Genomic DNA, 23,901 nt, shown 5'->3' with positions numbered 1-23,901 from the left:
TACATGAGGTATTTATGAATTTTTACTCGTTGTTACCACCTCCTAAAGCAGTATAAAGCGCTACATCCGCAGCAAGTCGCTGGCGTTTTAAGTCGCTTAATTCCAGTTCGCTTTGTAACAAACTCCCTTGCGCCAGAATTACTTCCAGATAGGTAGCCATGCCACTTTTATACAGCATATCTGCGTTTCTTATGGCTGAGCGTAAGGTATTTACTCTTGCTTCTGCCAGGGTCAGCTGTTCTTTTAATCGCAAAGAGATGGTTAAAGCATCTGAGACTTCAGTTACTGCTAAGAGTACTGTTTGTCTGAATGCCAACACGGATTTTTCTCTTTCAATTTTTGCGATTTCAAACCTTGTCTTTAGCTGCCTGCGCTGAAAAATAGGCTGTGCCACAGATCCGGCTACGATTCCAAAAAGTGAACCTGGGATATTGAACCAATTGCTGGCTTTAAAGGAGTTTAGTCCGCCCTGAGCGGTAATGTTCAGTGCAGGATACATGCTGGCCTGCGCCACACCAACGGCATCATTGGCCGCACGTAAAGCATATTCACTGGCCTTAACATCGGCGCGATTGTTCAATAAAGCCACCGGATATCCTGTAGGCATTTGAACCGCCGGACTAATTTCATTTAGTTTTTTGACGCGGTGAATGGATGCAGGCATTGTACCTGTGAGCTGACTTAAGGCATTTTCCTGAATACTGATACTTTGCTGTAATGCCGGTACCAATTGCTCAGAACTGAGCTTCTGGGCTTCCGCCTGTTGAATGGCAAGAATGGTAGTTAAACCCGCATCCCATTGCAGTTTAGTCATTTTTAAAGTACTGTCATTTAAAGCGACTGTCCTGTTGGCGATGCGTAGTTGTTCATCCAACATCAATAGGTTGTAATAACCAGTAGCTACACTGGAAACCAATTTACTCCGGATCAGTTTTGAAGCTTCCTGAGTTTGCAGGTATTCGGATAATGCCTTTGCTTTCATTCCTCTTAATTTTCCCCAGAGTCCGATTTCCCAGGATAAATTGAGGGCGGCATTATAGTCCTGAACTGTTGTCGTGCCTAAAAATTGTCCCATACTTAAACCATTCAAACTGTTTTTTGAAGGTTTGGTAGAGTTGGCCTGGATGTTTAAACCCATCTCCGGCAGGAAGTTGACCTTTGCCTCACGTAAACTCTGATCTGCAGTTTCAATGTTTTTCAATGCAATCAGCAGGTCGTAGTTTTTAATGTTCGCACTGTCAATTAATTGCTGTAAGGCCTCGTCATTAAAGAAAACTTTGGTACTTAATGCAGCAATACTGACAGAATCCGTAGCGCTTTGAGCAGCTCGGTATTGTGCCGGCAACTGGGTTGCCGGTCTGCTGTAATCTTTGCCTACCTTACATCCTGCAGAGAGTAGGGCAAGGCTAGTAATGGCATATATTTTAGTGGAGTGATTCATGATTAATTAGATTTGACCTGTGGGTCGGTTTCCAGTGCCGGTTTTCCGGTTATTTTTTCCTGTAAAGATTGGAATACGACAAAGAGCACCGGGATGATAAATAGCCCCAGGATTACTCCGGCAAGCATTCCACCCGCAGCACCAGTACTGATGGAGCGGTTACCCATGGCTGATCCGCCTGTAGCAATCATCAATGGAATCATACCTGCCACAAATGCCAGGGAAGTCATTAGAATGGGTCTTAAGCGTAGTTTTGAACCTTCTAATGCGGCAGGTATCAGATCCATGCCTTCTTTACGACGTTGTAATGCAAATTCGATAATCAGAATGGCGTTTTTTGCCAATAAACCAATCAACATGATCAAGCCAATCTGTACATAAATGTTGTTGTCGATCCCAGCGATCTTAATGGCAATAAATACCCCTAAAAGACCTGTTGGAATGGATAGCATCACTGCCAATGGTAAGATATAACTTTCATATTGAGCGGCAAGAAGGAAGTAGACAAACAATAAACTCAGTGCCAGAATGAATACGGTCTGTGATCCTGAAGATTTCTCTTCTCTCGAAAGACCATTCCATTCATAACTATAGCCATTTGGAAGTTTCTCTGCCAGTAATTTTTCGACCTGATCCATAATCTTTCCATTGCTGACACCTGGTTTGGCGATCGCATTGATGGTAATAGAATTGAAAAGATTATAACGGTCTACAGATTCCGGGCCATAAACTTTTCGTACAGAAACCAATTCACTTGCTGGTACCATATCACCCTTGTTGTTTTTCACAAAAACCATGTTTAATGATTCTTTATCTGTTCTGTAAACCCCATCAGCTTTTACATTCACACGATAGTATTTACCGAAACGGTTAAAATCTGAGGCTTGAGAACCACCATAATACACCTGTATGGTACTCAATAGTTCCCTTACACTTACACCAAGCTGTTTGGCTTTCTGATCGTTTACTTCCAGTTCAAATTGCGGATAATCTGCTTTAAAGGTTGTAAATGCTACGGCAACGCCGTCCAACCCAAATAATTCACCAACAATCTGATTGGCAACCTGACTAAATTTTTGCAGATTTCCACCGGTTCTGTCCTGTAATACAAATTCAACCCCACCAATTGCACCATAGCCGGCAACCGGAGGCATGCGGAATACACTGACCGTACCTTCTTTTAAGGTAGCCATCTTTGCATTCACCATACCTAGGACTTCGTCCATATTTTGTACTTCACCTCTTTCTTTTGGCATTTTCAACTTAACAAAGCCTAGTCCATAAGCCGGACTTGCAGAGTTACTCATGATGTTAAATCCGGATACACTCGTCGTCGTTTTTACTGCTTCAAAAGTGTTGAAAGTAGAGTCTACTTTTTTGATGAACTTGGTTGTGCGATCTAAGCCAGTACCTGATGGCATCGTTAAGGAGTAGATCATGAAACCGTCGTCCTCCATTGGCACGAATCCTTTAGGTGTGGTGTTCAACATCCATAAGGTTAGGCCGGTCACTACTGCCAGTCCAGCCAGACTTAGCCATTTGAATTTGATCAGCCATTTTAAGCTACCAATATATTTTTCCGTCATCCGATCAAATGAGGTATTGAAGGCCTGGAAGAAACGCTGCGAAAAACCTGTTTTCCTGCCTTCTTTTTCTGCATGAGGGTTCTTTAAGAACAATGCACATAAAGCCGGACTTAAAGTCAGGGCATTCACCGCAGAAATTAAAATCGCAATGGCTAGGGTAAAAGCGAACTGCTTGTAGAAAATTCCTGAAGATCCTTCCATAAAGCCAATAGGTAGGAATACTGCTGCCATTACAAGCGTGATGGAAACAATAGCACCTGTGATCTCACTCATGGCCGAATACGTTGCTTCCCGGGCTGTCAAATCTGAGCCTTCCATCTTCGCATGGACAGCCTCCACTACTACAATCGCATCATCGACTACAATTCCAATGGCAAGTACCAGGGCAAAAAGGGTTAACACGTTAACCGTAAATCCGATCAGTTGCAGGAAGAAAAAAGTACCTATAATTGCTACAGGAACGGCAATGGCTGGAATCAGGGTAGACCTGAAGTCCTGCAGGAAGACAAACACCACAATAAATACCAGGATAAAAGCTTCAATTAGGGTTGTTTTTACCTGACTGATGGATTCATCCAGTCTTTCTTTAGTACTCTGGATAATTTCATAGTTGATGCCTTTAGGGAAATCTTTAGCAGCTTTAATCAGGGATTTACGAACAGCAATTTCAATCTCATTGGCATTTGAACCACTGGCTTGTAAAATTCCCAGGGTTACGGCATCCATACCATCCATTTTGGTATCACTGGAATAACTTGCTGCACCAAATTCTATTCTGGCAACGTCTTTTAAACGCAATACACCACCATCTGCAGTAGATTTGATGATCAGATTTTCATATTGTTCAGGTAAGTTTAACTTCCCTTTATATTTCACCACATATTCAATAGCCTCCTTAGACTCCTCACCAAATTTTCCTGGAGCAGTTTCTAAACTCTGGTCAGCAATTGCTTCAGTAACTTCTCTTGGTGTCAAATTATTGGCCGCCATTTTTTGCGGGTTTAACCAAACACGCATCGAGTAATCTTTTGAGCCAAACATTTGTACCTGACCCACACCCTGAATCCTTTTTAGTTCAGGAACAAGGTTGATCTTAATGTAATTCTGTAGGAATTTCTCATCGTATTTTGCGCGGTCTTCACTATAAATGTTGAAGTACATCACGTTACTATTTTGCTGTTTGGAGGTACTAATCCCTGCCTGTAATACTTCCGGTGGCATCTGACTGTTGATCTGCGCAACACGATTTTGTACGTTTACGGCAGCCTGATCAGGGTCTGTACCTTGTTTAAAGATAATAGATACAGAGAAGGAACCGTCATTACTGGCAGTAGATTTCATGTAATCCATGTTTTCCACCCCGTTTATAGATTCTTCAAGAGGGGTGATGACCGAACGTATTACGGCCTCTGAGTTTCCACCAGGATATACACCAGAAACAAAAATAGTAGGAGGGGCAATATCGGGAAACTGGGTAATCGGCAATCGGGTAAGTCCCACTATCCCCAGGAGTACCAGGAGGACAGAGATGACCGTTGCCAATACCGGTCTTCTTATAATTGATTGTAGCATTTGTTTTTGAATTAATAGGGTAAATTACTGGGCGCGGTAAACACTGTCTGCGTTTAATGGTTTTGGTTTAATCTCAGCTTCTTCGGCTAAACCATCCAATCCTGAATACACAATGGTTTCTCCTTTTTTCAGGCCATCTTTAATCAGGTAATTGTTACCACTTTTGCCGGAAATTGTGATCGCTCTACGTTCCAGCTTGTTTTTAGGGCCAACTAAGTACACGAAAATTTTGTCCTGTACATCCATTGTGGCTGCTTTCGGAACCATGACCACCTGTTCATGTTGCTCTTCCAGACGAATTTTTCCGGTGTTTCCGGAACGTAAAAGTCCATTTGGATTCGGAAAAATTGCTCTCAGGCTAATTGATCCGGTATTCTTGTCGAAATGGCCATCTACAATCTGAATTCTTCCTTTTTGAGGATAGGTGCTGCCATCTGCAAGTACCAGAGTAACCGGAGGTAATTTTTTCAATTTCTCAGCCATGTTTGCACCTTCAACCTGTGCATTAAATTGTAAGAACGCAGGCTCAGACATAGAAAAATAAGCATATACTTCTTTGGTGTCAGAAAGCGTGGTCATAGGTTCCTGATCTCCCTTGCCCACCAGGTTGCCTACTCTTTTCGGGATTTTTCCAATGAATCCGGAGATTGGCGCTTTAATCAGTGTAAAACCAATGTTAATCTTTGCGGAAGCAATGGTTGATTTTGCTTGCGAAACAGCAGCTTGTGCCTGATTATAATTCGCTTCTGCAGTGTTCAGTTGTACTTCCGAAACTACTTTGTTCTGCACCAAAGGCTTGATTTTATTGACTTCAATCTGAGCAGTACGTAAGCTTGCTTTGGCCGCTTCCATAGCTGCATTGGCGGTATTGAGTTGTTCCTGATATACGCGGTCGTTGATTTTGAATAGTGGCTGACCCGCTTTTACAAAAGCGCCTTCATCCACAAAGATCTTGTCCAGGTAACCATCCACCTGTGGGCGAATGTCAACATTGACCTTTCCTTCAATGGAAGCACTGTATTCGTTAAATGTAGTGGCAGATTGTTCCATAACAGCGATTACAGGGATTTCCTGTGCTGGTGCCGGAGCTCCCGCTCCTTGTTCCTGTTCTGCCTTCGATCCGCAACTGCTTAAAATTGCAGTAGGAATGAGCAAGGACAATAGCAGGAAATATCGGGTATTGTTTTTAAAGTTTAAGGGGAAAGACATCTTCATTAGGGTTTATGTTCATTTAAAATGTCTGCAAACTTAAAATCTATCCCGCGCGGTAATGTGATTAATTAACCGAAATGGATATTTTCGTTGCTGAAACGTAGAAAAACAATAACCGAAATTTTAAGATCTAGCGGTCTAACCAGGCTTTAAATTGTCCTGATTTTTCCTTGCTAATGATAATTTCTCCTGCACTTTTGTTTTTCAGGATCACTTTTAGTTTACCATTAAAATAATTATGGATAGAAAAAATGCTATTGATATGAATCATGTGTTGACGGTTGGCCCTGAAAAAGCATACCGGATCTAATTGGTCTTCCAGTTCATCCATCGTAAAAGGAACAATCAGATCATTCTGGTCATCCAGTACAAGGTGTGTGATTTTATGCTCTGAATAGATATAATCAATAGAGGAAACCAGAATGGTTTTATAACCATCTTTATAAGGTAAAAGAAAGCGGGAGCGATAAATAACAGATTTGGATTTGATATAATCTACCAGTTGATCCAATGCTTTATTTGGGTTGCTTTCCTGTACAATCTGGTCGTAAAGACTTAAGGCTTCTTTTAGCTCGTTCTTTTCAACGGGTTTTAGTAAATACGCCAGACTGTAAATTTTAAATGCACGTAATGCATATTCATCATAAGCAGTAGTGAAAATCACCGGGCAGTGCAGTGTTACTTTAGGGAATATCTCAAAGCATAAACCATCACCCAATCGGATATCCATTAAAATTAAATCCGGATGTGGATGTTGTGTCAGGTAATTTACACTTTCTTCTACACTGGCCAAAACCCCCATGATGTGTACATCTGCCCTCAGCTCTGCAAGTAATTTTATCAATCTGTTGGCATTGGGTTGTTCGTCTTCGATAATGAGAATATTCATATTGGAGGGACTATAGTGGAAGTAAAGGTAAATGAACGGCAAAAGAATGGTCGGTCTCTATCACGAATGGAAGATCTTCTGATAAGAGTGCATACCTGCTTCGAATGTTCTGCAAGCCAATTCGGGCAGAAGGAATTGCTAATTTAATTCTTTGAATGTTATTAGTCACCACAATGTGGGAGTCTGTATTGTATATTTCAATTAATAATGGACTGCTTTTGGTTGCGGCATTGTGTTTAATCGCATTTTCAATCAGTAGTTGTAGAGTAATGGGAGGAATTCCTCGGTCGTCATCATTGCTGATGTCTACGGAAACAATTACATTTTCTCCATAGCGGATTCTGATCAGGTATAAATAGGCATCTACAAACTTGAGTTCTTCTTCCAGGGAGACAATGTTTTTTTTGAGGTTTACAATCATGTATCGGTACACACGGGAAAGGTTTCTTAGGAAAACCTCCGCTTTCAACTGATCTTCAGAGATCAGCTCGGAAAGCGTACTGAAGTTATTAAACATGAAATGAGGATCAAGCTGTAGCTTTAGTGATTCCAGCTCTGCCTGCATGGCAATCTCTTTAAATTCTGCTGTTTTCAGTTTTAGCGCGGTTGCTTCCATCATAGTCGCAGTCCATTTTCGTAAAAGGAAGTTGCCAGTGGTTACCGCACTGATGAGAATCCCCATAATGACACATACATAGACAAATTGAATGCTATTGAGCTCTTCCTCGAAAGTGGGTTTTTCCTTATAGGTATAAACTAGTGAGCCAATATAATATAGCAATACCATCAGCACGATGACAAAAACAATTTGTGTGAGTAATTGAATACTGAAGCGCATAAAAGGACGCTCTGTCCATGGAATCACTTTATCAAGTATGGAGGAATTGAAAACACTCAATTCAAAAATCAACACACAAAAAAGCATGGTTAAACTGGCGTCCGTTATAATCTCCAGTGCTGGTCTATCGAAATACTGCTGGTAATAAGGGCTGTAGGGATTTAGGAAATAAGATAATAAGTTCAGCACCACAAATATCAATGGGATCGTGATGAAACGGAGGTGTCTGTTTAATGGTTTTGAAAGAATTGTGGGGGTTTTCACCATATTTTCTTTAGTATGCTTTTAAGGCAAAATTACATAAAATGAGCTGTATAATGGAGGAGGGGGATCGGTATGTCGCGTTTATATTCCACAAAAATAGGAAATAGCTATAGTCGCCATTCATCAATTTTACCCAGCTGACTAAATTAGCAGCTCAAGCGGAGAAATGAATTACCCAAATCGCCCTAAAAAAAAAATCCACTAGGGTTTTAGTGGATTTTGATGAATTAAATAGATCAGACTATTTATTCCTGGTAAGGATCTGTTGTTGCACGGTACTGTTGCTTGAGGTCATTTCCGAATTCTTTCGCTTTGTCCAGCCATTCCGGAGCCTGCTCAGTCAGTTCGTCGACAAGAGATTTGCCATTGGCACCTTTTTTAGTGGCATATTTTACAGCCCCATAAACTGCTGCACCGATAAGTAGAGATTTTAGTAGGCCCATAATGGTTTATTTTTATTGGTTAATTGCTTCCATTTAAAAACAAGATCATACTGGAATAGTTTTGTGTTTTAAAAAAAAGACCTGCTTCCTGGTTTCGAAAATGCCGGGAGCAGGTCTATTAAATAAAATGTAAACTGAGTTTAGGGTTGAACCGGTGTTTTTGTTTTTGCTGCCTCAGCCTCTGCTTTTGCTTTTTTCTTGAAGAAACCTCTCAATAAGAAGTTGTGTTGTAAGGCCTCCATATTTTGATCCAGCTTTTTGCTACTTCCTTCCAGATTTTCCATGATTACCCTGATTTGATCTGCTGCCTTCTGATCGTTTAATAATAAACCTGCGGCATTATCACTCTGGTTTAATTTAGAGCTTGCTCTATTTAGATTGTCTGTTAAAGCGGCAGCAGAACTGGCTGTTTTTTTCAATTCATTCACTGAAGCCTGTAATTGTGAAAATACCATCGTGTCGGTCAGCATTTTATCTGCCAATCCACCTTTAGTATTCATTTTTCTGGTAAACGTATTTAAATCCAAAGCCATTTTATTGGCTGCTTCTGTAGTTACTTTCAAGTTCTGTACAATGGCTTTAAAATTATCTGCAATCTGCTGATCTGCCAGTAAAGCACCTGCAGCGCCTTTGCCTTCTACAAGATTCTTAGCAAGAATTTTAAAATCTGAAGTCACATCTACCAGGTTTTTATTGTTCACCTGGAAGGTTTTCATGATATCATCCGTAGACAGCGCATTGCTGGCTTTTAAGCGATCACCGTCTTCCACAAATGGGAATTTAGGCGTACCACCTGTTACAACAATGATTTTATTACCAATCAAACCATCAGAGCTGATGGTGGCAGTAGCATCTTTGTGGATGTATTTATGTGCTTCCTCTTCAATATTCAGGAATACCTGTACTTGTGATGTACCGAAGAATTGTATTTTTTTGATGGTTCCAACTTTTACACCTGAAAACCAAACATTATTTCCTGCTTTTAGGCCCTGGATATCATTAAAAACAACATCAACAGTAAAGCTTTTTACAAATGTCTTTTTCTGGCCTCCCAACGTAAAAACTCCTAGTACAAAAATGAGTAGTCCAAGGAATACGAATACTCCTACTGTTACTTTGCGACGCGTGTCTGTTACCTGCATATTGTTATTGTATAAAATTATATTCGTAAAATGGTTTTACCCGATCATCATCGGTATTGAATACCTCTTCAAAGGTTCCCTGACGTTCAAATTTTCCGTCGAGTAACATCGCCACCCGGTTACCTACTGCTTTTGCGCAGGTCAGATCGTGCGTGATGACGATAGAACTGGTATGAAAACGTTCCTGTACTTCATTGATCAGGTTATTGATCTCCAAACAGGTAATTGGGTCTAAGCCAGCGGTTGGTTCATCATAGAGCATCACTTCCGGTTGAAGGATGAGTGTTCTTGCAATACCAACCCTTTTTCTTTGTCCACCGGAAAGTTCTGATGGCATTTGATTGATGGTTTGAAGCAGGCCAACAGCATCAAGCACTCGCTCTACTGCCAGATTTACTTCTCCTTTGCTAAGGTTTCGTTGGTTTCTTACCAGTGGGAATTCCAGATTTTGTCTCACCGTCATACTGTCGTATAACGCACTGTTCTGAAATGAGAAACCTACCTTTAACCTTAAGGCCAGCAGTTGTTTGTAACTAATTTCATCCACCATCTGGCCGAGCACTTTTACAGCGCCCTGATCAGGAGTGAGTAAGCCAACAATTATCTTAATCAATACTGATTTTCCGGTTCCTGACTTCCCAAGAACCACTAAATTTTCACCTTTATAAAGGTCCAGGTCTACACCTTTTAATACGTCGTAGGTACCAAAAGACTTGTACAGCCCTTTGATCTCTATGACCTTTTCCTTATCCATATTGGTGGGTTTCTTTTGTTCCATTATTTATAAGATCAAGACCTGAATAAACCAAAAAATTGTACGGAAACCACCTCTTCAATAAAGATCAGAAACATTCCGATCACTACTGCGGAGTTGGCCGCTTTACCTACACCTTCAGTCCCTTTGGAGGAGTTATAACCTTGATAACAGCCTACAATGCCGATGGTAAATCCAAAAATAATGGCTTTTACTGTGGAGGCGGTAATGTCTAAAAAGGTAATCTGTTCCAATGAAGCCTGGAAGAAAGCTCTTGCGCTGGTGTCCTCAAATAAGGAAACATTGAGCAAGGCGCCTAACATACCCACCATTGCGGTGTAAAAGGTAAGAATAGGAATGGTAATGGTGGAAGCGAGAACCCTGGTGGTCACTAAAAACTTGAAAGGATTAGTGGCGGATACTTCCATGGCGTCGATCTGCTCAGTCACACGCATCGAGCCCAATTCTGCACCAATACTGGAACCTACTTTTCCTGCAGCAATTAGCGAAGTCAGGAGGGGAGCAAGGGTTCTGAGTAAGGCAATGCCGACTAATGAAGGTAACCAAGAGGTGGCACCAAATTCTGCCAGTGAGGGTCTCGATTGTTTTGTAAATACGATGCCAGTGATGAATCCGGTTAGGGAGATCAGGGCAAGCGAACGATAGCCGATGTCGTAACATTGTCTCATCAGTTCTTTCCCTTCGTAAGGCGGAAGAAATCCTTCCTTGAAAAACCGGGTGACGAACTGACATACGTCATATAGTGTCAGGAACATCCTGGTAATTTTTCCAGGTGGCTTGGCTTGTTTTTGTAAAATGGCTGGACTTTCAGCTTTGTTATCCATTAATGTGTATCGATGTGTTCAGATAATAAGTGTTATAACAGAGATGTGCAACGCTTATCAAATTTTGCGCCATATTAACGATATTATCCGAAATATGGTGTTTTAGTAATAAAAAATGGCCTGTAAATTACAGACCATTCTTTGAATAATATAGGTTATTTTCCTCCTGGAGGACAGTTTTTCTTTAGAAAGTCGGTGTAAGTCAGCGATAAATGCTGAAAAGTACCATCTCCTTCACTGATGCTGTGTGTACGGTTTGGATATGACATCATTTGAAAGATTTTTCCGTAACGAATCAATTCGTTCACCAGCATTTCAGCATTCTGATAATGCACATTGTCATCTCCGGTACCATGGATATACAATAGATTACCTTTCAGATTTTTCGCATGGCTGATTGGTGATCCTTTTACATAAGCATCTGTCGTCTTTAAGGGTGAGCCCATATAGCGCTCCTGATAAACGTTGTCGTAGGTCAGCTGATTCGCAACCGCTGCAATAGCAACTCCTGTTTTGTAAATCTCAGGATATTGGAAAAGTAAGTTTAAAGTAGATGATCCACCACCACTCCATCCCCAAACGGCAATTCTGTCTTTGTCAACAAATGGCCATTCCATGATTTTCTTTGCAGCCATGGCCTGATCACGGATGTTTAAAGTACCTATGTTTTTATAAATACTTTTACGCCATTCCCTGCCTTTCGGAGCAGGTGCACCACGATTTTCTACAGAGATATAGATGTAACCGTCTTTAGCCATGTCTCCGTTGTATAAGAAATTCCGACCAGCACCATAGGTATCTGTTACCGTTTGAGAAGCGGGTTCGCCATAGACATAAAATACAACAGGGTATTTTTTTGTACGGTCAAAGTTATCTGGTTTTTTCATCCATCCGTCCATGGTTACACCATCCTCAGTGGTTACTTTGAAAAATTCTACCGGATTTTTCTGTGCTCTAATTCTGCCCAGCTGATTGGTGATACTGCCTTCCATCGTGAAAGGATTCAAGGTGGTCAATTTCATCCATTCTGTGATGGGTGGTACAGTTCCACTAGAATAACTATGACGCGCAAATAATCCATTTGGCGAGATTTCATAATTATGGGTACCTGGCAAAATAGATGGAGTTACCATTTCTGCTTTTCCGCCACCACTAAGTTTGGTTTTATACAAATATTTTTGAGTAGCATTATCAGGAGAAGCCATGAAGTAAAGCAGGTTGTTTTTTTCATCCACCAATGCAGTTTCAATGACATCGTAATCACCTTTGGTGATCAGGCTTTCTTTTTTACCATCTTTGCTAATGCGGTACTGGTGACGCCATCCATCTTTCTCGGTCGACCAAAGGAATTCTTTTCCACCATTTACCCAGTTCCAACCCTGACCCACATCGATCCAGGCTTTATCGGTTTCTGTATAAATGTTTTTTACTGCTCCTGAATTTGCATCGGCAACAAACAGTTTACTTTCATTTTGTTCTCTATTCAATTGCTGAAGGATCACTTCATTGCTGTTTGGAATCCATTCCATTCTGGGAATGTAATGCTGGATCTGATCTCCTGGAACTGCTAACCATTTGGTTGTAGCCGTATTGATGTCCACAATCCCCACTTTACAGGCCGAAGGATTTTGTCCAACTTTAGGATATTCTACCGGGATATTGAAAGAATAAATAGAATCTGTATTGTTGATCATGAGAAAATTCCTGATGTCACGTGCGTCTAACTGCCAATAAGCAATCGTAGCTCCATCCGGACTCCATCTGAAACCATCCCTGCAGTCAAACTCTTCTTCATAAACCCAGTCGAATGTACCATTGATCATGCGGTCAGTACCATCACTGGTTAATGCTTTTGTACTGCGGGTATTTAAATCATCTACGTAGATGTTATGTTTACTCACATATGCTACTTTATTTCCATCCGGAGAGAACTTTGCGAACATCAATGAAGAAGCCGGCCTGTCTTTACCGATTTTGATCATTTCTTTTGTTTTCAAATCCGCAACAAAATAATCTCCACGGGTTTCATATCTCCATACTTTTTTGCTGTTGGTGTACAACAGAATTTTAGTACCATCAGCAGAAATTTCAAAATCTTTGATGGCTCCGATTCCCTTATTGGCATTCGCATATAAGAAACTTGGGTCCAGAATGATCTTTTCCTCGTTTTTTGGAAGACTGATGGCTACAATGCCAGATTCTTTGACCTGATAATAGGAATTACCGTCCTTAGCCCATTTAAGGTCCGATTGTTTTTGCGCATAGCTTTGTCCATAACTTCCTAAAATCAGGAGGACTGCCAGTTTAAAAAATACTTTCTTAATATTCATTTTTTACAGTGCTATAAATTGCTGATATACTTTTTGAAGGTAAGCTTTCGCCAGATCTAACCTTTTTATGGTCCCTTCTTTATCCTTTTCATTACTATTGAATAAGGTCATTTTACCTACATTATCAAAGGTAACGCATTGCTCATTATCGATAAAGCCCATACCATTGTCCCAGCTAAAATAAGCAAAAGGTTTAGTGTAGGGGTTCAATAAGTTCTTGCTCCAGTTGAATTCTTTAGCAGGAATATTTAATTGTGCGAGTAAGGTTGCTGCAATATCTACCTGCGAACCTACATTACTGAATTTCTTGCCTCTGAATTCTTTTTTGATCACTTCACCAAAAAACAGCAATGGAATGTGGTAACGTCCTGGTGTAGAGATGTCATGAGTTTGTTTTGGCAATGGATGTCCATGATCTGCTACAAATACAAAAAGAGTATGGTTATACCAGGGTTGTTTCTTAGCCTCATTTAAGTAGGCATTGATACAGGAATCGGTATAATAGGCTGTACTCTTAAATTTCGCCACATTATCACCAGTACCAAATTTCGATTTCCCTGGAAGGGTATATGGCTCGTGATTGGTTAAGGTGAGCAAGGTCGAATAGAAAGGTTGTTGCTCAGTATTCAGTTCCTGCAACTGTTTTTGAAAAACTGCCTCATCATATTGTCCCCAGAAAGATTTTGCGGCATTCCCTTTGAAATTATTTTTATCGATGAGCTTTTTGTAATCATGACTGAGGATAAAAGCTTTGTAATTGTCGAATTCTGATTCTCCTCCATAGTAGAAAGAGGTATGGTAACCATTCCGGGCCAGCGACTGTGAGATGGCAGGTAATTTCTGCATCTTTTCTGGGTACCGGACGATGCTGCCAGCGGCAAGGGTAGGAAAACCAGCCAGGCTGGCAATAATTCCTTTATCGGTCCGACTACCGGAAGCATATAAATTGCTAAACAACACCCCCTGATTCATCAGAGAATCGAAATGTGGGGTAATCCCCGTTTCGTTTCCTAAAGTTTGTGTAAGATCGGCAGTAAAACTCTCAATGATGACCATGACTATATTCGGTCTGCTGGTCGTTAAAATAGAAGTGGTACTGTCTTTTTCTGTGGTATATAAATCCTGAATCAGTAGATCTGCTTTTTTTGCATCCATATATTCATAAGGATTTTTTCGCGTCATCTTCTCTGAAAGGATACTCCTAATCAGGTTCCATTCCGTATTAACAGCAGCATGATTGAGCGTTTGTTCTTCAGAGAAATAAGCCATGCTTTGTGTGATTGGGGAGCCTTTAAAACCTCCACGAATAAACATAAAGCTGAAAACAATCAGCAGTACGGAGGTTAGCACACGCAACCAGATTGGGGATTTTTCAAATGTAAGTGCATTAGCTATCAATCTTTTTTGGAGGAAATATCCCCCGATGATTAATAATGCGAGTAAGCCTAAAGATAAGGCAATAGGAGAGGAGGCTCCGGAAGCCAGGGCTTCTCCGGGCGAAGAAAACGCAAAACCAAAGGCTTTGGCATTTACTTTTGTGCCCCACTCGCGGTAAATATTAAAGTTGACAACTGAAATGATGCTGAACAAGATCAGCAGTACTAAATTATAAATAGAAATCCATTTGATGTTTACGGATTTCCAACCACTGAATAACCAGAAAATATAGCCTAAAACAGGAATGACAGCAAGGTATGCCGTCATCGATAGGTCTAATAGTAAGGCGTGATAGAAAGTAGCCATGGTTTCCGATAAAGGAACCATGGCTAGCTTTTTTTGATAAATTAGAAGGAACATTAACCGGTCGGTAAAGAAAAACAACAACCAGAAAATATAGAATCTGAGGAAAAAAATAAGGGTTCTAAACATTTTAGCGTACGCTATTGACCTCCACCTTGCATTTGCAAAATTTCTTCCATTGTTTTTACTTCATATCCTTTAGGTACATCTAGACTAAATGGACCTGTTTTTTCCTCCACTACGCTTTTTAAAGTCGCTGTAGATTTAACACCTTTATTGAAAGTAGTAAATTTAATTGGCGTCCCTTTAACATCCTTGAAATCACGACCCACCAAACCTGCTGGAAGCTCAATCTCGTTGGTAGCCCACAATTCATAAGTACCACCTTTATCATCTTTGTAGGTGTATTTCTCAGCATTGTAGTTTAAGATCATTTTTTTCTCACCAGTAGCTTTGAAATCACTGAACTTAGGGTCATTGGCTTTTTCTTTTTCGTAATCTGCTTTCGTACCTTTTACCGCATATTGTATTTGTGCAACAGGTACATCAATGAGCACCAGGGAGTTTAAGTCGGCATTGTTGGCAAGAACCGTTATGGTAGCTGGGCCTTGCTGCATTTCCATTCTTGAAATGTTGCCATTGAACTTAATTTTGGACTCTGTAGGTAGCATCGCTGCCATAGCCTCCTGTTCAGGGGTTAATGCATACTCTACTCCGAAAGTAACAGTTCCTTCCGTGATTTTCTTTTGAGCGTTTGCGAAGATTGCTGAGCTGACAAGAATTGCAGCTAAGACTCCGGTTTTGATAGATTTTAACATATAGTAGTTTTTAGTATTTGTGCAGTAATTACTCTATTTGCAATTTGATGAGATGGTTTTGATATTTTTTATACGAAAATAAGATACGTTCATTACCATTGTAATTTTTCTTTGCTGATAAAGGCAGCAATCCCTTTTTTGAAATCCTCACTGTCTCTTACCCTGGCATTGATCTGAACGGCCAGCGACAGGCAACTCTCTAATTGAGGGTTATTTGTTTGACCAATCAATTGCTTGGTGACCATTAACGAATTGGCAGAAGTTTCAGTACACAAACTTAATGCAAATTCTTTTACTTTTAGATGAATGTCCTCCTTGTTTGTTACAAAAGTAATCAGCCCGTAATCCAATGCTTGTTGTGCAGAGAACAACTCTCCTGTTAACAGGATTCTTTTAGCAATTGTTTCTGAAGTTTTTCTGAGTAAAAAGCAAGACACAATTGCAGGTACAAATCCAAGCTTTACTTCGGTATAGCCAAAACTGGCTTCAGGTACTGCGAAGGTAACATCGCACACTGTAGCCAATCCGCAACCACCGGCAATCGCATGACCCTCTACCTGAGCAATGACCACTTTTGGTAGATAATAGATTGTAGTAAACAATCGTTTTAAGTTCTCGGAATCAGCCAGGTTTTCCTCATAGCTGTTCTGTTGCAGTTGCTGTAAATAGGCAAGATCGGCACCAGCACTAAAGGTATTTCCATTTGCCTTTAAAATAACGACCTTAACCTCATCATCTTCGGAAGCCTCAATTAAGCGTTCTCTAAGTAAGGTGACCAGCTCCGGATTTAGGGCGTTTCGTTTTTCCGGACGGTTGATCGAAATGGTGGCAATGCGTTGTTCAACAGAATATAAAACCAATGGCGCTGTCATAGGGTTTGGGGCTAAGTTTCTTTGCTTCTAATCAAAAGTAAAGAAAAAGCGATTCATTGTAGTGAAAACCTGTAGAAATGAAGGAAGGATTAAGGGGGGAGTTGTTTGATCTTTACAGACCAGATTTGATGATCATCTAATATGGGCTGGATAAAGTATTGAAAAGCAGGATCCCTGGTCTTTAAATGGGTGTAAATAATGGCCTGATGGCTAAAAATAGAAATGATGCTCTGGCGTTTTTGCAAGCTAAACTGAATCAGTAGTCTTTGATGGTAGCTGTTAATGGCCTTCCGACTTAAAGAAACCTGAAAAGATAAAAATAAGGCGAAGGCAGCCATCAATAATTTTACGTGATGTTTGACAATCGCGAGCACAAATAAAGTTAAGCTGATGGCGCCCAGAATTAACGATGTTTTATTGATCCAAATGCCCGTTAAGCTGGAATAGGGAAGTGCCGCCAGGTATTCTAATCCTGAATGGTTAAATAATATCAGCCAATTGAGTATAGGAGCAAGGAAATCAAGACCTGGGATGAGTATTAAAATTCCAAGATACATGATCAGGGTAATGGGAAGCAGGATAAAAAGGTTACTTAACAAGAAATAAACTGGAAATTGGTGGAAGTAATAGATGGAGAGTGGAGTGCTGAAGAGTTGTGCGGCAACAGATATAGAAATCAGGCTCCACAACTTCTGAATCCAGGGATTTTTGATGGAGCAGCAAGCCTCTAGTTTAGCTTGTAAATATATGATTCCCAACACCGCGAGGAAGGAAAGCTGAAAACCAATGTCCCAAATGAGAAAGGGCTCGTAGAGTAACATCACAAAAGCTGTAAAGGATAAGATGTTATAACTGTTTGCAGTTCTGGAATTGGTTTGCCCGATTAGTAGTACTGTAAGCATAATCACTGCCCGAAGAACGGATGGTGCACAGCCAGTGAGCAAGGTGTAAAACCATAATAGGCCGATGATGAACAATAGTTTTATAGTTTTCCAGCTCCTTTTTCTATTTAGAAATGTCAGAGAACGGTTTAAAATAAGGTAGATCAGACCAACATGCATTCCGGAAACGGAAAGCGCATGGATGGTCCCGGTTTTGGAATAAATATCCATTGTTTCTTTGCTGAGATTCATGCGGTAACCAAGAACCAATGTAGAGACCAATGCAACGGAAGATTTGTCCTGAAGTAATTTGTGATACCGATTAACTTGTTGAGCCCTAAGGTTTATTGCAAAGGCAAAAACCCGATTACCGGATGTGGTCCTTAATTTAAAAACCTGATGTTGGCGCAAGAAACTTTGATGATGGATGTTTTGTGTGGCTAACCAGGACTTATGGTCGAATATGGCCGGGTGGAATGCTGCTGTAATGGATTTAAACTGTGCAGGAATGATCATCATTGATCCATATTTCAGTCCTAAAGGACTTGTAGGGTTTAGTCGAATGCTAAGTGTCATCATTCCTGAAGCTTTTTTAATAGGAAAGTGCTTTTTAGCCTTTAATGCTTGTTTTGGCTGATAAACTGCCAGAACCTCGACTCTGCATTTGAGGAGTCCTGCTTTCAGTTGCGGGTCGTCAATCACCTGAACTTTTAAATAACTGGCGGCTAATTTAGAAAAATGATCCTGCCTTAAAATCATTTGATGATGGTAACAGAACACTCCCCCAAAAAAGAATAAAAATATTTGTACGGCCAGCCCAATGCGGTCTTTATACTGGTAAGCTTTTAGAACTTTGTAATATTTGTTGATCAGGAGTAAACAGAGTAGGAGGAATAAGTTTACTGCTAAAAGAACGTATAAGAAACCTGAATGTTTAAAATGATAGAAAATCAGCAGCCCTAAAGTGTAGGGTAGAAGAATTCTAAGGAAGATCTGTGTTGGTTTTGTGGAGCTGCTCATCACTTAGAATTGATAACGAATTAATAACTTGAGCTCTGATTTTTTATTCCCGGTGATTTCATCCAGCCCGGAGCTGATCAACTTTTGATCTGGGTAATAATAGATGGCATAACGACTCCATACCTCTAATTTTTTCAGTAAACGGTACCGAAGATTTAAAAAACTGCGTATTCCATGCCCATAATATCCTCCGGAGCCGGAGGCATACAATACATCTGCTTCATAGGCATAGATGCGGGACGCATATGACGCGGTTCTAAAATAGGCGAGGCGAATGTTTCCCGAGATCTTGCTTTGCATAGGGGAATACTTCAGGTCCTGATAAATCAGAAAACCAAACTCTTTTAGCTGTGCTCCTTTTTGGTAGTGTATGAACTCCAGTCGCTGTTGACTATTCAGTTTTCTATGAAATTTCCAATTGGCTTCTAATCTAAAGTTGGTTTTTTGGATAAGCGCTAATGCAGTTATCGTACTTCCTGCTGTGGAATTCTGTTGTTTTCTTTCCGTTTTAAAGCGTATACCGAGCTTAAATTGTTTAGTTGGCGTATAGGCCAGTTGCAGGAGCGCTTCATAGCCTGAGGAAGCCGAATCAACCCGATATTTTTTTTCAGGAAATTTAAAGTAATCGAAATACAGGGCGAATTTCCAATGTGGACCCGGAAGGTAATTCAATCCGAGGTAGATTCCTTTCTCATTGCTGGTTTCCGTATTTTCTCCGATGGCCTGACTAAAAAAGCTATGATGATCTTTATCGTATTTCCGGTAAAGCAATACGATAGCGATAGTTTTGGAAAGACTGGCCATGGCCCCCTGAAGTCCTGCCCATCCACCAGGCTGGCTTTTGGCCAGCTCTCCATAAAAGTAAATGTCCTGAAATGAAGTCTGGTAATGAAAGCTGAAATTGTTCAGCTTTTCACCTTCAAAATTATATTCTTTGTAGCTGCCGGAATCTTGTTTGAAGGGATGGCTAAACCTGCTCTGATAGGATGAAAATCCTGTATTTAAAGAATGATTCTGGTATTGTAAGGTTCCCCCAAAGAGGGTTTGGGAAAGACGCTTTCTGTTTCGGATTTCAGCAGCAGTCCGGTGTAAACCACTTTCTGAAATGCTGCTTAGCCTAAGAACCCCATCATCGCCAATATTCAAACTGGCATCCAGGTTCCTGTTCGAATAAAAGGGACTGATGGAGAATTTCTTACTGAGCTGTATGGTGCTGGCAATACCACGAAAGAATGTACTTTCATTAGAAGAGGTATAAGGTTTTAAACCTACATCCTTACTGGCTACACTGGTCACATCCGGCCCTTTGCCTAAAGAAAAGCCAGACCACAGACTCAGTCCTTGTCCAAATTGTAAGGTATAATCTCCGATAACCAGTTTCTGAATATACTTGTAATTGTAGAGGGCGATATTGCCAGAGACAAAATCAATGGCTACAGGTTTTGTTCCTATCGTTTCACCAGCATCTTTCTTCATTAAAATAGAAATTGCTCCAATTTTGGGATAGAGGTATTTATAACTTAGAAAAAGCTTATCTGGAGAACCCATGTACCTGCTGTCCGGTAAATCCTTAAAACCTTTCTGCTGCTCCAATGTTCTCCCATATCGAAACAGCAATTGCTGCTCCGCTTGTCGGAAAAGATCCTTAAATTTTAGTCTGGAATGGGGGCCGATTGGTTCAAGGCTAACAAAAGGGAGAAGTTTAGAAATGGTTTCGGGATCAAAGCCAGTAATAGACTGTAGTTCAAGTAGGTCTAATAGACTTCCGTTAACTTTCAGGTGCTGAAAAAAACTGTTGATCTGTAGAGGAGTAAGGAAGCTGAGCTTCTTCAATTCTTCTGCCTGTGTATGATTTAAGTTGATGGGATGTTTCCTGAAAAAATCCAGCTGCTCTTCAAAAGCAGAGAGGTCTTCTTCCTCCTTCCCATTTTCGGCAAGGCGCTCTGTCAGCTCTATAACCTGCTCAGCCTCTTGTGCAACTGCAAGGGATATTGCAGAGTTCAGCAGGAGCATAAAACTAAAAAATAGTGAATAGGACATCATGATGCCTAATCACTATAATATTTATCTAATTAAAAAAAATAATTGATAATTAATTTATATTTCTTCGTTTAGCTTTAGTAAGAAGTCTTTTAGCTTTTCTAGCGAAGCTATAATCTTTTGATTCTCTTTTACTTCAGAAGTATTGTTCTTCAGGTGTTCTTTTGCTCCTTTTAGCGTGAAGCCTTTATCATCTACCAGATGGAAAATGATCTTTAGATTTTCAATGTCTTCAGGTGTGAATAAACGATTGCCTTTTTTGTTTTTCTTAGGCTGCAGTACATCAAATTCTTTCTCATAAAAGCGGATCTGAGATGCATTTACGTTAAACATTTCGGTCACTTCGCCCATCGTATAATACATTTTATTAATTTCCCGTTCTTTGTAAGGCATGGTTTGATATTGATTATTAGTGGTTTACGGAATTTATATAAAGTGTTCAAATGTAAAGGGATTTTAGTAGAATACCGCAATAAAATTTTAATTTTGTTCACCACTAATATAGAGAAGGATGACAGCTAAGGAAATCAGACAGGCATACTTAAAATTTTTTGAATCAAAACAACATCATATTGTTCCATCTGCGCCAATTGTAGTAAAGAATGACCCTACATTGATGTTCACCAATGCGGGAATGAACCAGTTTAAGGATTTGTTTCTGGGTGAGGCACCCATCAAATATCCACGTGTAACAGATACACAACGTTGTTTACGCGTTTCAGGTAAACACAACGACCTGGAAGAGGTGGGGATAGATACCTATCACCATACCATGTTTGAGATGTTAGGAAACTGGAGCTTTGGAGATTACTTCAAAAAGGAAGCCATTGCCTGGAGCTGGGAACTGCTAACTGAAGTTTATAAAATTCCAAAGGAAAAATTATATGTATCCATCTTCGAAGGAGATGAGAAAGAAGGTTTACCCAGAGATACAGAAGCCTATGATCTATGGAAGCAATTCGTTCCTGAAGATAGAATCATATTAGGAAATAAAAAAGATAACTTCTGGGAAATGGGAGATATGGGACCTTGCGGCCCTTGTTCAGAAATCCATGTGGATTGCCGATCAGCAGAAGAACGTGCCGCAGTAAGCGGAAAAGATTTAGTAAATGCAGACCACCCTCAGGTTATTGAGATCTGGAACAATGTATTTATGCAGTTCAATCGCCTTAAAGATGGTTCTTTACAACCACTGCCTGCGCAACATGTAGATACAGGAATGGGATTTGAGCGCTTGGTGCGTGTGTTACAAGAGAAATCTTCTAACTATGATACAGATGTATTCCAGCCAATGATTCAGTTCATTGCCAAACATGCCGGAGTAGTGTATGGTGCAGAAGAGAAAACCGATATCGCCATGCGTGTAATGGCAGATCATATCCGTGCGATTTCTTTTGTAATTGCTGATGGACAGTTGCCTTCAAATAATAAAGCAGGTTATGTGATTCGTCGTATTCTTCGTCGCGCAGTAAGGTATGCCTATACTTTCCTGAACCTGAAAGAACCTTTCTTAAACCAATTGGTGCCAATTTTAGCCGATCAGTTTAAAGGTGTTTTTGATGAGCTTTCTTTGCAGCAGGATTTTGTACAAAAAGTAGTATTGGAGGAGGAAGTATCTTTCCTGAGAACTTTGGCTACAGGGATTCAGCGTTTTGAAGCCTACACTAAGAAGCAAGGAGAATTCCTGATGTCTGAAAATGCGATTGATACAGAGAAACCATTTGAGGACAATTGGGTGTACAGCATCTTAAAAGACCAGATGGTAATTTCCGGAGAATTTGCTTTTGAGCTGAATGATACTTACGGGTTTCCTATCGATTTAACCGAATTGATGGCCAGAGAAAAACGCTGGACTGTTGATATGGAAGAATATAATAAAGCACTAAGCCTGCAAAAAGAAAGATCAAGAGCAGCAACAGCAGTAGATACTGGTGATTGGATCATGGTCAATTCCGATCTGGAAACGGATTTCGTAGGTTATGATGATTTTGAAGTAGAAACTAAAATAATAAAATATAGGAAAGTAAGTGCAAAAGGTAAGGAGCAATACCAGATCGTATTGAGTAAAACTCCTTTCTATGCTGAAAGCGGTGGACAAGTTGGGGATACAGGCAGACTGGAAGATCACAGCAGGTTGTTCTTTGTAGAGGTTACTGATACAAAGAAAGAAAACGGAGTGATCGTTCATTATACTGATACCTTGCCTGAAGATTTAGATGGTCTGTTCTGGGCAGTGATAGACGAAGACAAGCGCTTATTGTCTCAGGATAACCATACCGCTACTCACTTGTTACATGCAGCTTTAAAAAAGGTGCTTGGAAATCATGTGAACCAAAAAGGCTCCCTGGTGAACCCAGATTACCTGCGTTTTGACTTTTCTCACTTCGCAAAAATTTCTGAAGATGATTTAGCACAGATAGAGCATCTGGTGAATCAAAAGATCAGAGAGAACATTCCTTTGAAAGAACAAAGGGATGTACCTTATGAACAGGCGATTTCCAGTGGTGTAACTGCTTTGTTCGGGGAGAAATATGGTGATTTTGTACGTGTCATCACTTTTGATGATCATTATTCAAAAGAACTATGTGGAGGTACACATGTTAAGGCTACGGGCCAGATCGGTTATTTCAAGATCATCTCTGAAAGTGCAGTAGCTGCAGGTGTGAGACGTATTGAAGCGATTACAGCAGATAAAGCAGAAGCTTTTATCTTAGAACAAAATAGAGAACTGAATGAGCTGAGGGCTTTGTTGAAAGGTAATAAAGACCTCAAAGCTGCGGTTTCTTCTTTATTGGAAGAAAATGCTAAACTGAAGAAAGAGGCAGAAAAAGCAGTAGGTGAGCAAAGTGCTAACCTGAAACATGAAATTGTACATCACCTTAAAACCATTCATGGCGTCAATGTGATCGCAACTCATGTAGACCTGCCAAATGCAGATGCAGTTAAAAATCTGGCTTTCTCAGTGAAGGATCTGGTAGATGATTTATTCTTAGTCTTTACGACCTTAATCGATGATAAACCAGGGATTACCGTAATGCTTTCTGAAAACCTGATTAAAGACAAAGGTTTGAATGCTTCAAATATTGTGAGAGAACTGGCTAAAGACATCCAGGGTGGTGGCGGTGGCCAGCCATTCTATGCTACCGCTGGTGGTAAGAACAAGGATGGTTTAGCAAGTGTATTAACCAAAGTAGAAGCACTGATCCCAGCATAA

General features: G+C 40.3%; 17 protein-coding genes. 1 reads left to right on the top strand and 16 read right to left on the bottom strand.

Annotated features, from left to right (window positions below; all coding sequences use genetic code 11):
* Window positions 1–22: 22 nt before the first annotated feature.
* The 16 genes from R2Q94_RS17175 to R2Q94_RS17100 all read right to left on the bottom strand — a co-directional run bounded on the left by R2Q94_RS17175 (window position 23) and on the right by R2Q94_RS17100 (window position 21,080).
* A complete protein-coding gene (locus R2Q94_RS17175; protein WP_316822701.1) occupies window positions 23–1,441 on the bottom strand; it encodes an efflux transporter outer membrane subunit in 1,419 nt (472 codons plus the stop codon).
* A 2-nt stretch (window positions 1,442–1,443) separates the two neighbouring features.
* Window positions 1,444–4,599 (bottom strand): efflux RND transporter permease subunit, encoded by a 3,156-nt coding sequence (locus R2Q94_RS17170; RefSeq protein WP_316822700.1) that lies wholly within the window; start codon window positions 4,597–4,599, stop codon window positions 1,444–1,446.
* Window positions 4,600–4,623: 24 nt separating this feature from the next.
* Window positions 4,624–5,808, bottom strand: a complete 1,185-nt coding sequence (locus R2Q94_RS17165) for an efflux RND transporter periplasmic adaptor subunit (RefSeq protein ID WP_316822699.1) — start codon at window positions 5,806–5,808, stop codon at window positions 4,624–4,626.
* Window positions 5,809–5,941: 133 nt separating this feature from the next.
* Window positions 5,942–6,700: a LytTR family DNA-binding domain-containing protein gene (locus R2Q94_RS17160; RefSeq protein WP_316822698.1), complete on the bottom strand. Its 759-nt coding sequence runs from the start codon at window positions 6,698–6,700 to the stop codon at window positions 5,942–5,944.
* Between the two features lie 10 nt (window positions 6,701–6,710).
* Complete coding sequence (locus R2Q94_RS17155; RefSeq protein ID WP_316822697.1) at window positions 6,711–7,805, bottom strand: sensor histidine kinase; 1,095 nt, start codon at window positions 7,803–7,805, stop codon at window positions 6,711–6,713.
* 242 nt (window positions 7,806–8,047) lie between these two features.
* Window positions 8,048–8,245, bottom strand: coding sequence for a YtxH domain-containing protein (locus tag R2Q94_RS17150; RefSeq protein ID WP_316822696.1), 198 nt, complete (start codon window positions 8,243–8,245; stop codon window positions 8,048–8,050).
* Window positions 8,246–8,385: 140 nt separating this feature from the next.
* A complete protein-coding gene (locus R2Q94_RS17145) occupies window positions 8,386–9,387 on the bottom strand; it encodes an MlaD family protein (protein ID WP_316822695.1) in 1,002 nt (333 codons plus the stop codon).
* 4 nt (window positions 9,388–9,391) lie between these two features.
* Window positions 9,392–10,165 carry an ABC transporter ATP-binding protein gene (locus R2Q94_RS17140; RefSeq protein ID WP_316822694.1) on the bottom strand — a complete coding sequence of 258 codons (774 nt, stop codon included), beginning with the start codon at window positions 10,163–10,165 and terminating at the stop codon, window positions 9,392–9,394.
* An 11-nt stretch (window positions 10,166–10,176) separates the two neighbouring features.
* Complete coding sequence (locus R2Q94_RS17135; RefSeq protein WP_316822693.1) at window positions 10,177–10,986, bottom strand: ABC transporter permease; 810 nt, start codon at window positions 10,984–10,986, stop codon at window positions 10,177–10,179.
* Window positions 10,987–11,141: 155 nt separating this feature from the next.
* On the bottom strand, window positions 11,142–13,316 hold the full coding sequence (locus R2Q94_RS17130) for a S9 family peptidase (RefSeq protein ID WP_316822692.1): 2,175 nt from the start codon (window positions 13,314–13,316) through the stop codon (window positions 11,142–11,144).
* A gap of 3 nt (window positions 13,317–13,319) precedes the next feature.
* Window positions 13,320–15,080 (bottom strand): LTA synthase family protein, encoded by a 1,761-nt coding sequence (locus R2Q94_RS17125; RefSeq protein WP_316822691.1) that lies wholly within the window; start codon window positions 15,078–15,080, stop codon window positions 13,320–13,322.
* A gap of 116 nt (window positions 15,081–15,196) precedes the next feature.
* Window positions 15,197–15,874, bottom strand: a complete 678-nt coding sequence (locus R2Q94_RS17120) for a DUF4412 domain-containing protein (protein WP_316822690.1) — start codon at window positions 15,872–15,874, stop codon at window positions 15,197–15,199.
* Between the two features lie 92 nt (window positions 15,875–15,966).
* Window positions 15,967–16,746, bottom strand: coding sequence for an enoyl-CoA hydratase/isomerase family protein (locus tag R2Q94_RS17115; protein ID WP_316822689.1), 780 nt, complete (start codon window positions 16,744–16,746; stop codon window positions 15,967–15,969).
* A gap of 89 nt (window positions 16,747–16,835) precedes the next feature.
* Complete coding sequence (locus tag R2Q94_RS17110; protein ID WP_316822688.1) at window positions 16,836–18,647, bottom strand: ComEC/Rec2 family competence protein; 1,812 nt, start codon at window positions 18,645–18,647, stop codon at window positions 16,836–16,838.
* A 3-nt stretch (window positions 18,648–18,650) separates the two neighbouring features.
* Window positions 18,651–20,660, bottom strand: coding sequence for an outer membrane beta-barrel protein (locus R2Q94_RS17105; RefSeq protein WP_316822687.1), 2,010 nt, complete (start codon window positions 20,658–20,660; stop codon window positions 18,651–18,653).
* Window positions 20,661–20,744: 84 nt separating this feature from the next.
* Window positions 20,745–21,080 carry a MerR family transcriptional regulator gene (locus tag R2Q94_RS17100; RefSeq protein WP_062547648.1) on the bottom strand — a complete coding sequence of 112 codons (336 nt, stop codon included), beginning with the start codon at window positions 21,078–21,080 and terminating at the stop codon, window positions 20,745–20,747.
* Between the two features lie 118 nt (window positions 21,081–21,198).
* On the opposite strand from R2Q94_RS17100, the gene alaS reads away from it, so the two are divergent.
* On the top strand, window positions 21,199–23,901 hold the full coding sequence (gene alaS / locus R2Q94_RS17095) for an alanine--tRNA ligase (protein ID WP_316822686.1): 2,703 nt from the start codon (window positions 21,199–21,201) through the stop codon (window positions 23,899–23,901).

The organism is Pedobacter gandavensis (assembly GCF_032678465.1).
Lineage (GTDB): Bacteria > Bacteroidota > Bacteroidia > Sphingobacteriales > Sphingobacteriaceae > Pedobacter > Pedobacter gandavensis_B.
Note: the sequence above shows the minus strand (reverse complement) of the source record. Positions and strands in the feature narration are given on the sequence as shown.

What these genes read in the sequence shown, in the direction of transcription:
- R2Q94_RS17145 (WP_316822695.1), bottom strand. Translation starts at nt 9,387, where the DNA reads ATGCAGGTAACAGACACGCGTCGCAAAGTAACAGTAGGAGTATTCGTA.
- R2Q94_RS17105 (WP_316822687.1), bottom strand. Translation starts at nt 20,660, where the DNA reads ATGCTCCTGCTGAACTCTGCAATATCCCTTGCAGTTGCACAAGAGGCT.
- R2Q94_RS17155 (WP_316822697.1), bottom strand. Translation starts at nt 7,805, where the DNA reads ATGGTGAAAACCCCCACAATTCTTTCAAAACCATTAAACAGACACCTC.
- R2Q94_RS17175 (WP_316822701.1), bottom strand. Translation starts at nt 1,441, where the DNA reads ATGAATCACTCCACTAAAATATATGCCATTACTAGCCTTGCCCTACTC.
- R2Q94_RS17170 (WP_316822700.1), bottom strand. Translation starts at nt 4,599, where the DNA reads ATGCTACAATCAATTATAAGAAGACCGGTATTGGCAACGGTCATCTCT.
- R2Q94_RS17110 (WP_316822688.1), bottom strand. Translation starts at nt 18,647, where the DNA reads ATGAGCAGCTCCACAAAACCAACACAGATCTTCCTTAGAATTCTTCTA.
- R2Q94_RS17160 (WP_316822698.1), bottom strand. Translation starts at nt 6,700, where the DNA reads ATGAATATTCTCATTATCGAAGACGAACAACCCAATGCCAACAGATTG.
- R2Q94_RS17120 (WP_316822690.1), bottom strand. Translation starts at nt 15,874, where the DNA reads ATGTTAAAATCTATCAAAACCGGAGTCTTAGCTGCAATTCTTGTCAGC.
- R2Q94_RS17135 (WP_316822693.1), bottom strand. Translation starts at nt 10,986, where the DNA reads ATGGATAACAAAGCTGAAAGTCCAGCCATTTTACAAAAACAAGCCAAG.
- R2Q94_RS17140 (WP_316822694.1), bottom strand. Translation starts at nt 10,165, where the DNA reads ATGGAACAAAAGAAACCCACCAATATGGATAAGGAAAAGGTCATAGAG.
- R2Q94_RS17115 (WP_316822689.1), bottom strand. Translation starts at nt 16,746, where the DNA reads ATGACAGCGCCATTGGTTTTATATTCTGTTGAACAACGCATTGCCACC.
- R2Q94_RS17100 (WP_062547648.1), bottom strand. Translation starts at nt 21,080, where the DNA reads ATGCCTTACAAAGAACGGGAAATTAATAAAATGTATTATACGATGGGC.
- R2Q94_RS17165 (WP_316822699.1), bottom strand. Translation starts at nt 5,808, where the DNA reads ATGTCTTTCCCCTTAAACTTTAAAAACAATACCCGATATTTCCTGCTA.
- R2Q94_RS17150 (WP_316822696.1), bottom strand. Translation starts at nt 8,245, where the DNA reads ATGGGCCTACTAAAATCTCTACTTATCGGTGCAGCAGTTTATGGGGCT.
- R2Q94_RS17125 (WP_316822691.1), bottom strand. Translation starts at nt 15,080, where the DNA reads ATGGTTCCTTTATCGGAAACCATGGCTACTTTCTATCACGCCTTACTA.
- alaS (WP_316822686.1), top strand. Translation starts at nt 21,199, where the DNA reads ATGACAGCTAAGGAAATCAGACAGGCATACTTAAAATTTTTTGAATCA.
- R2Q94_RS17130 (WP_316822692.1), bottom strand. Translation starts at nt 13,316, where the DNA reads ATGAATATTAAGAAAGTATTTTTTAAACTGGCAGTCCTCCTGATTTTA.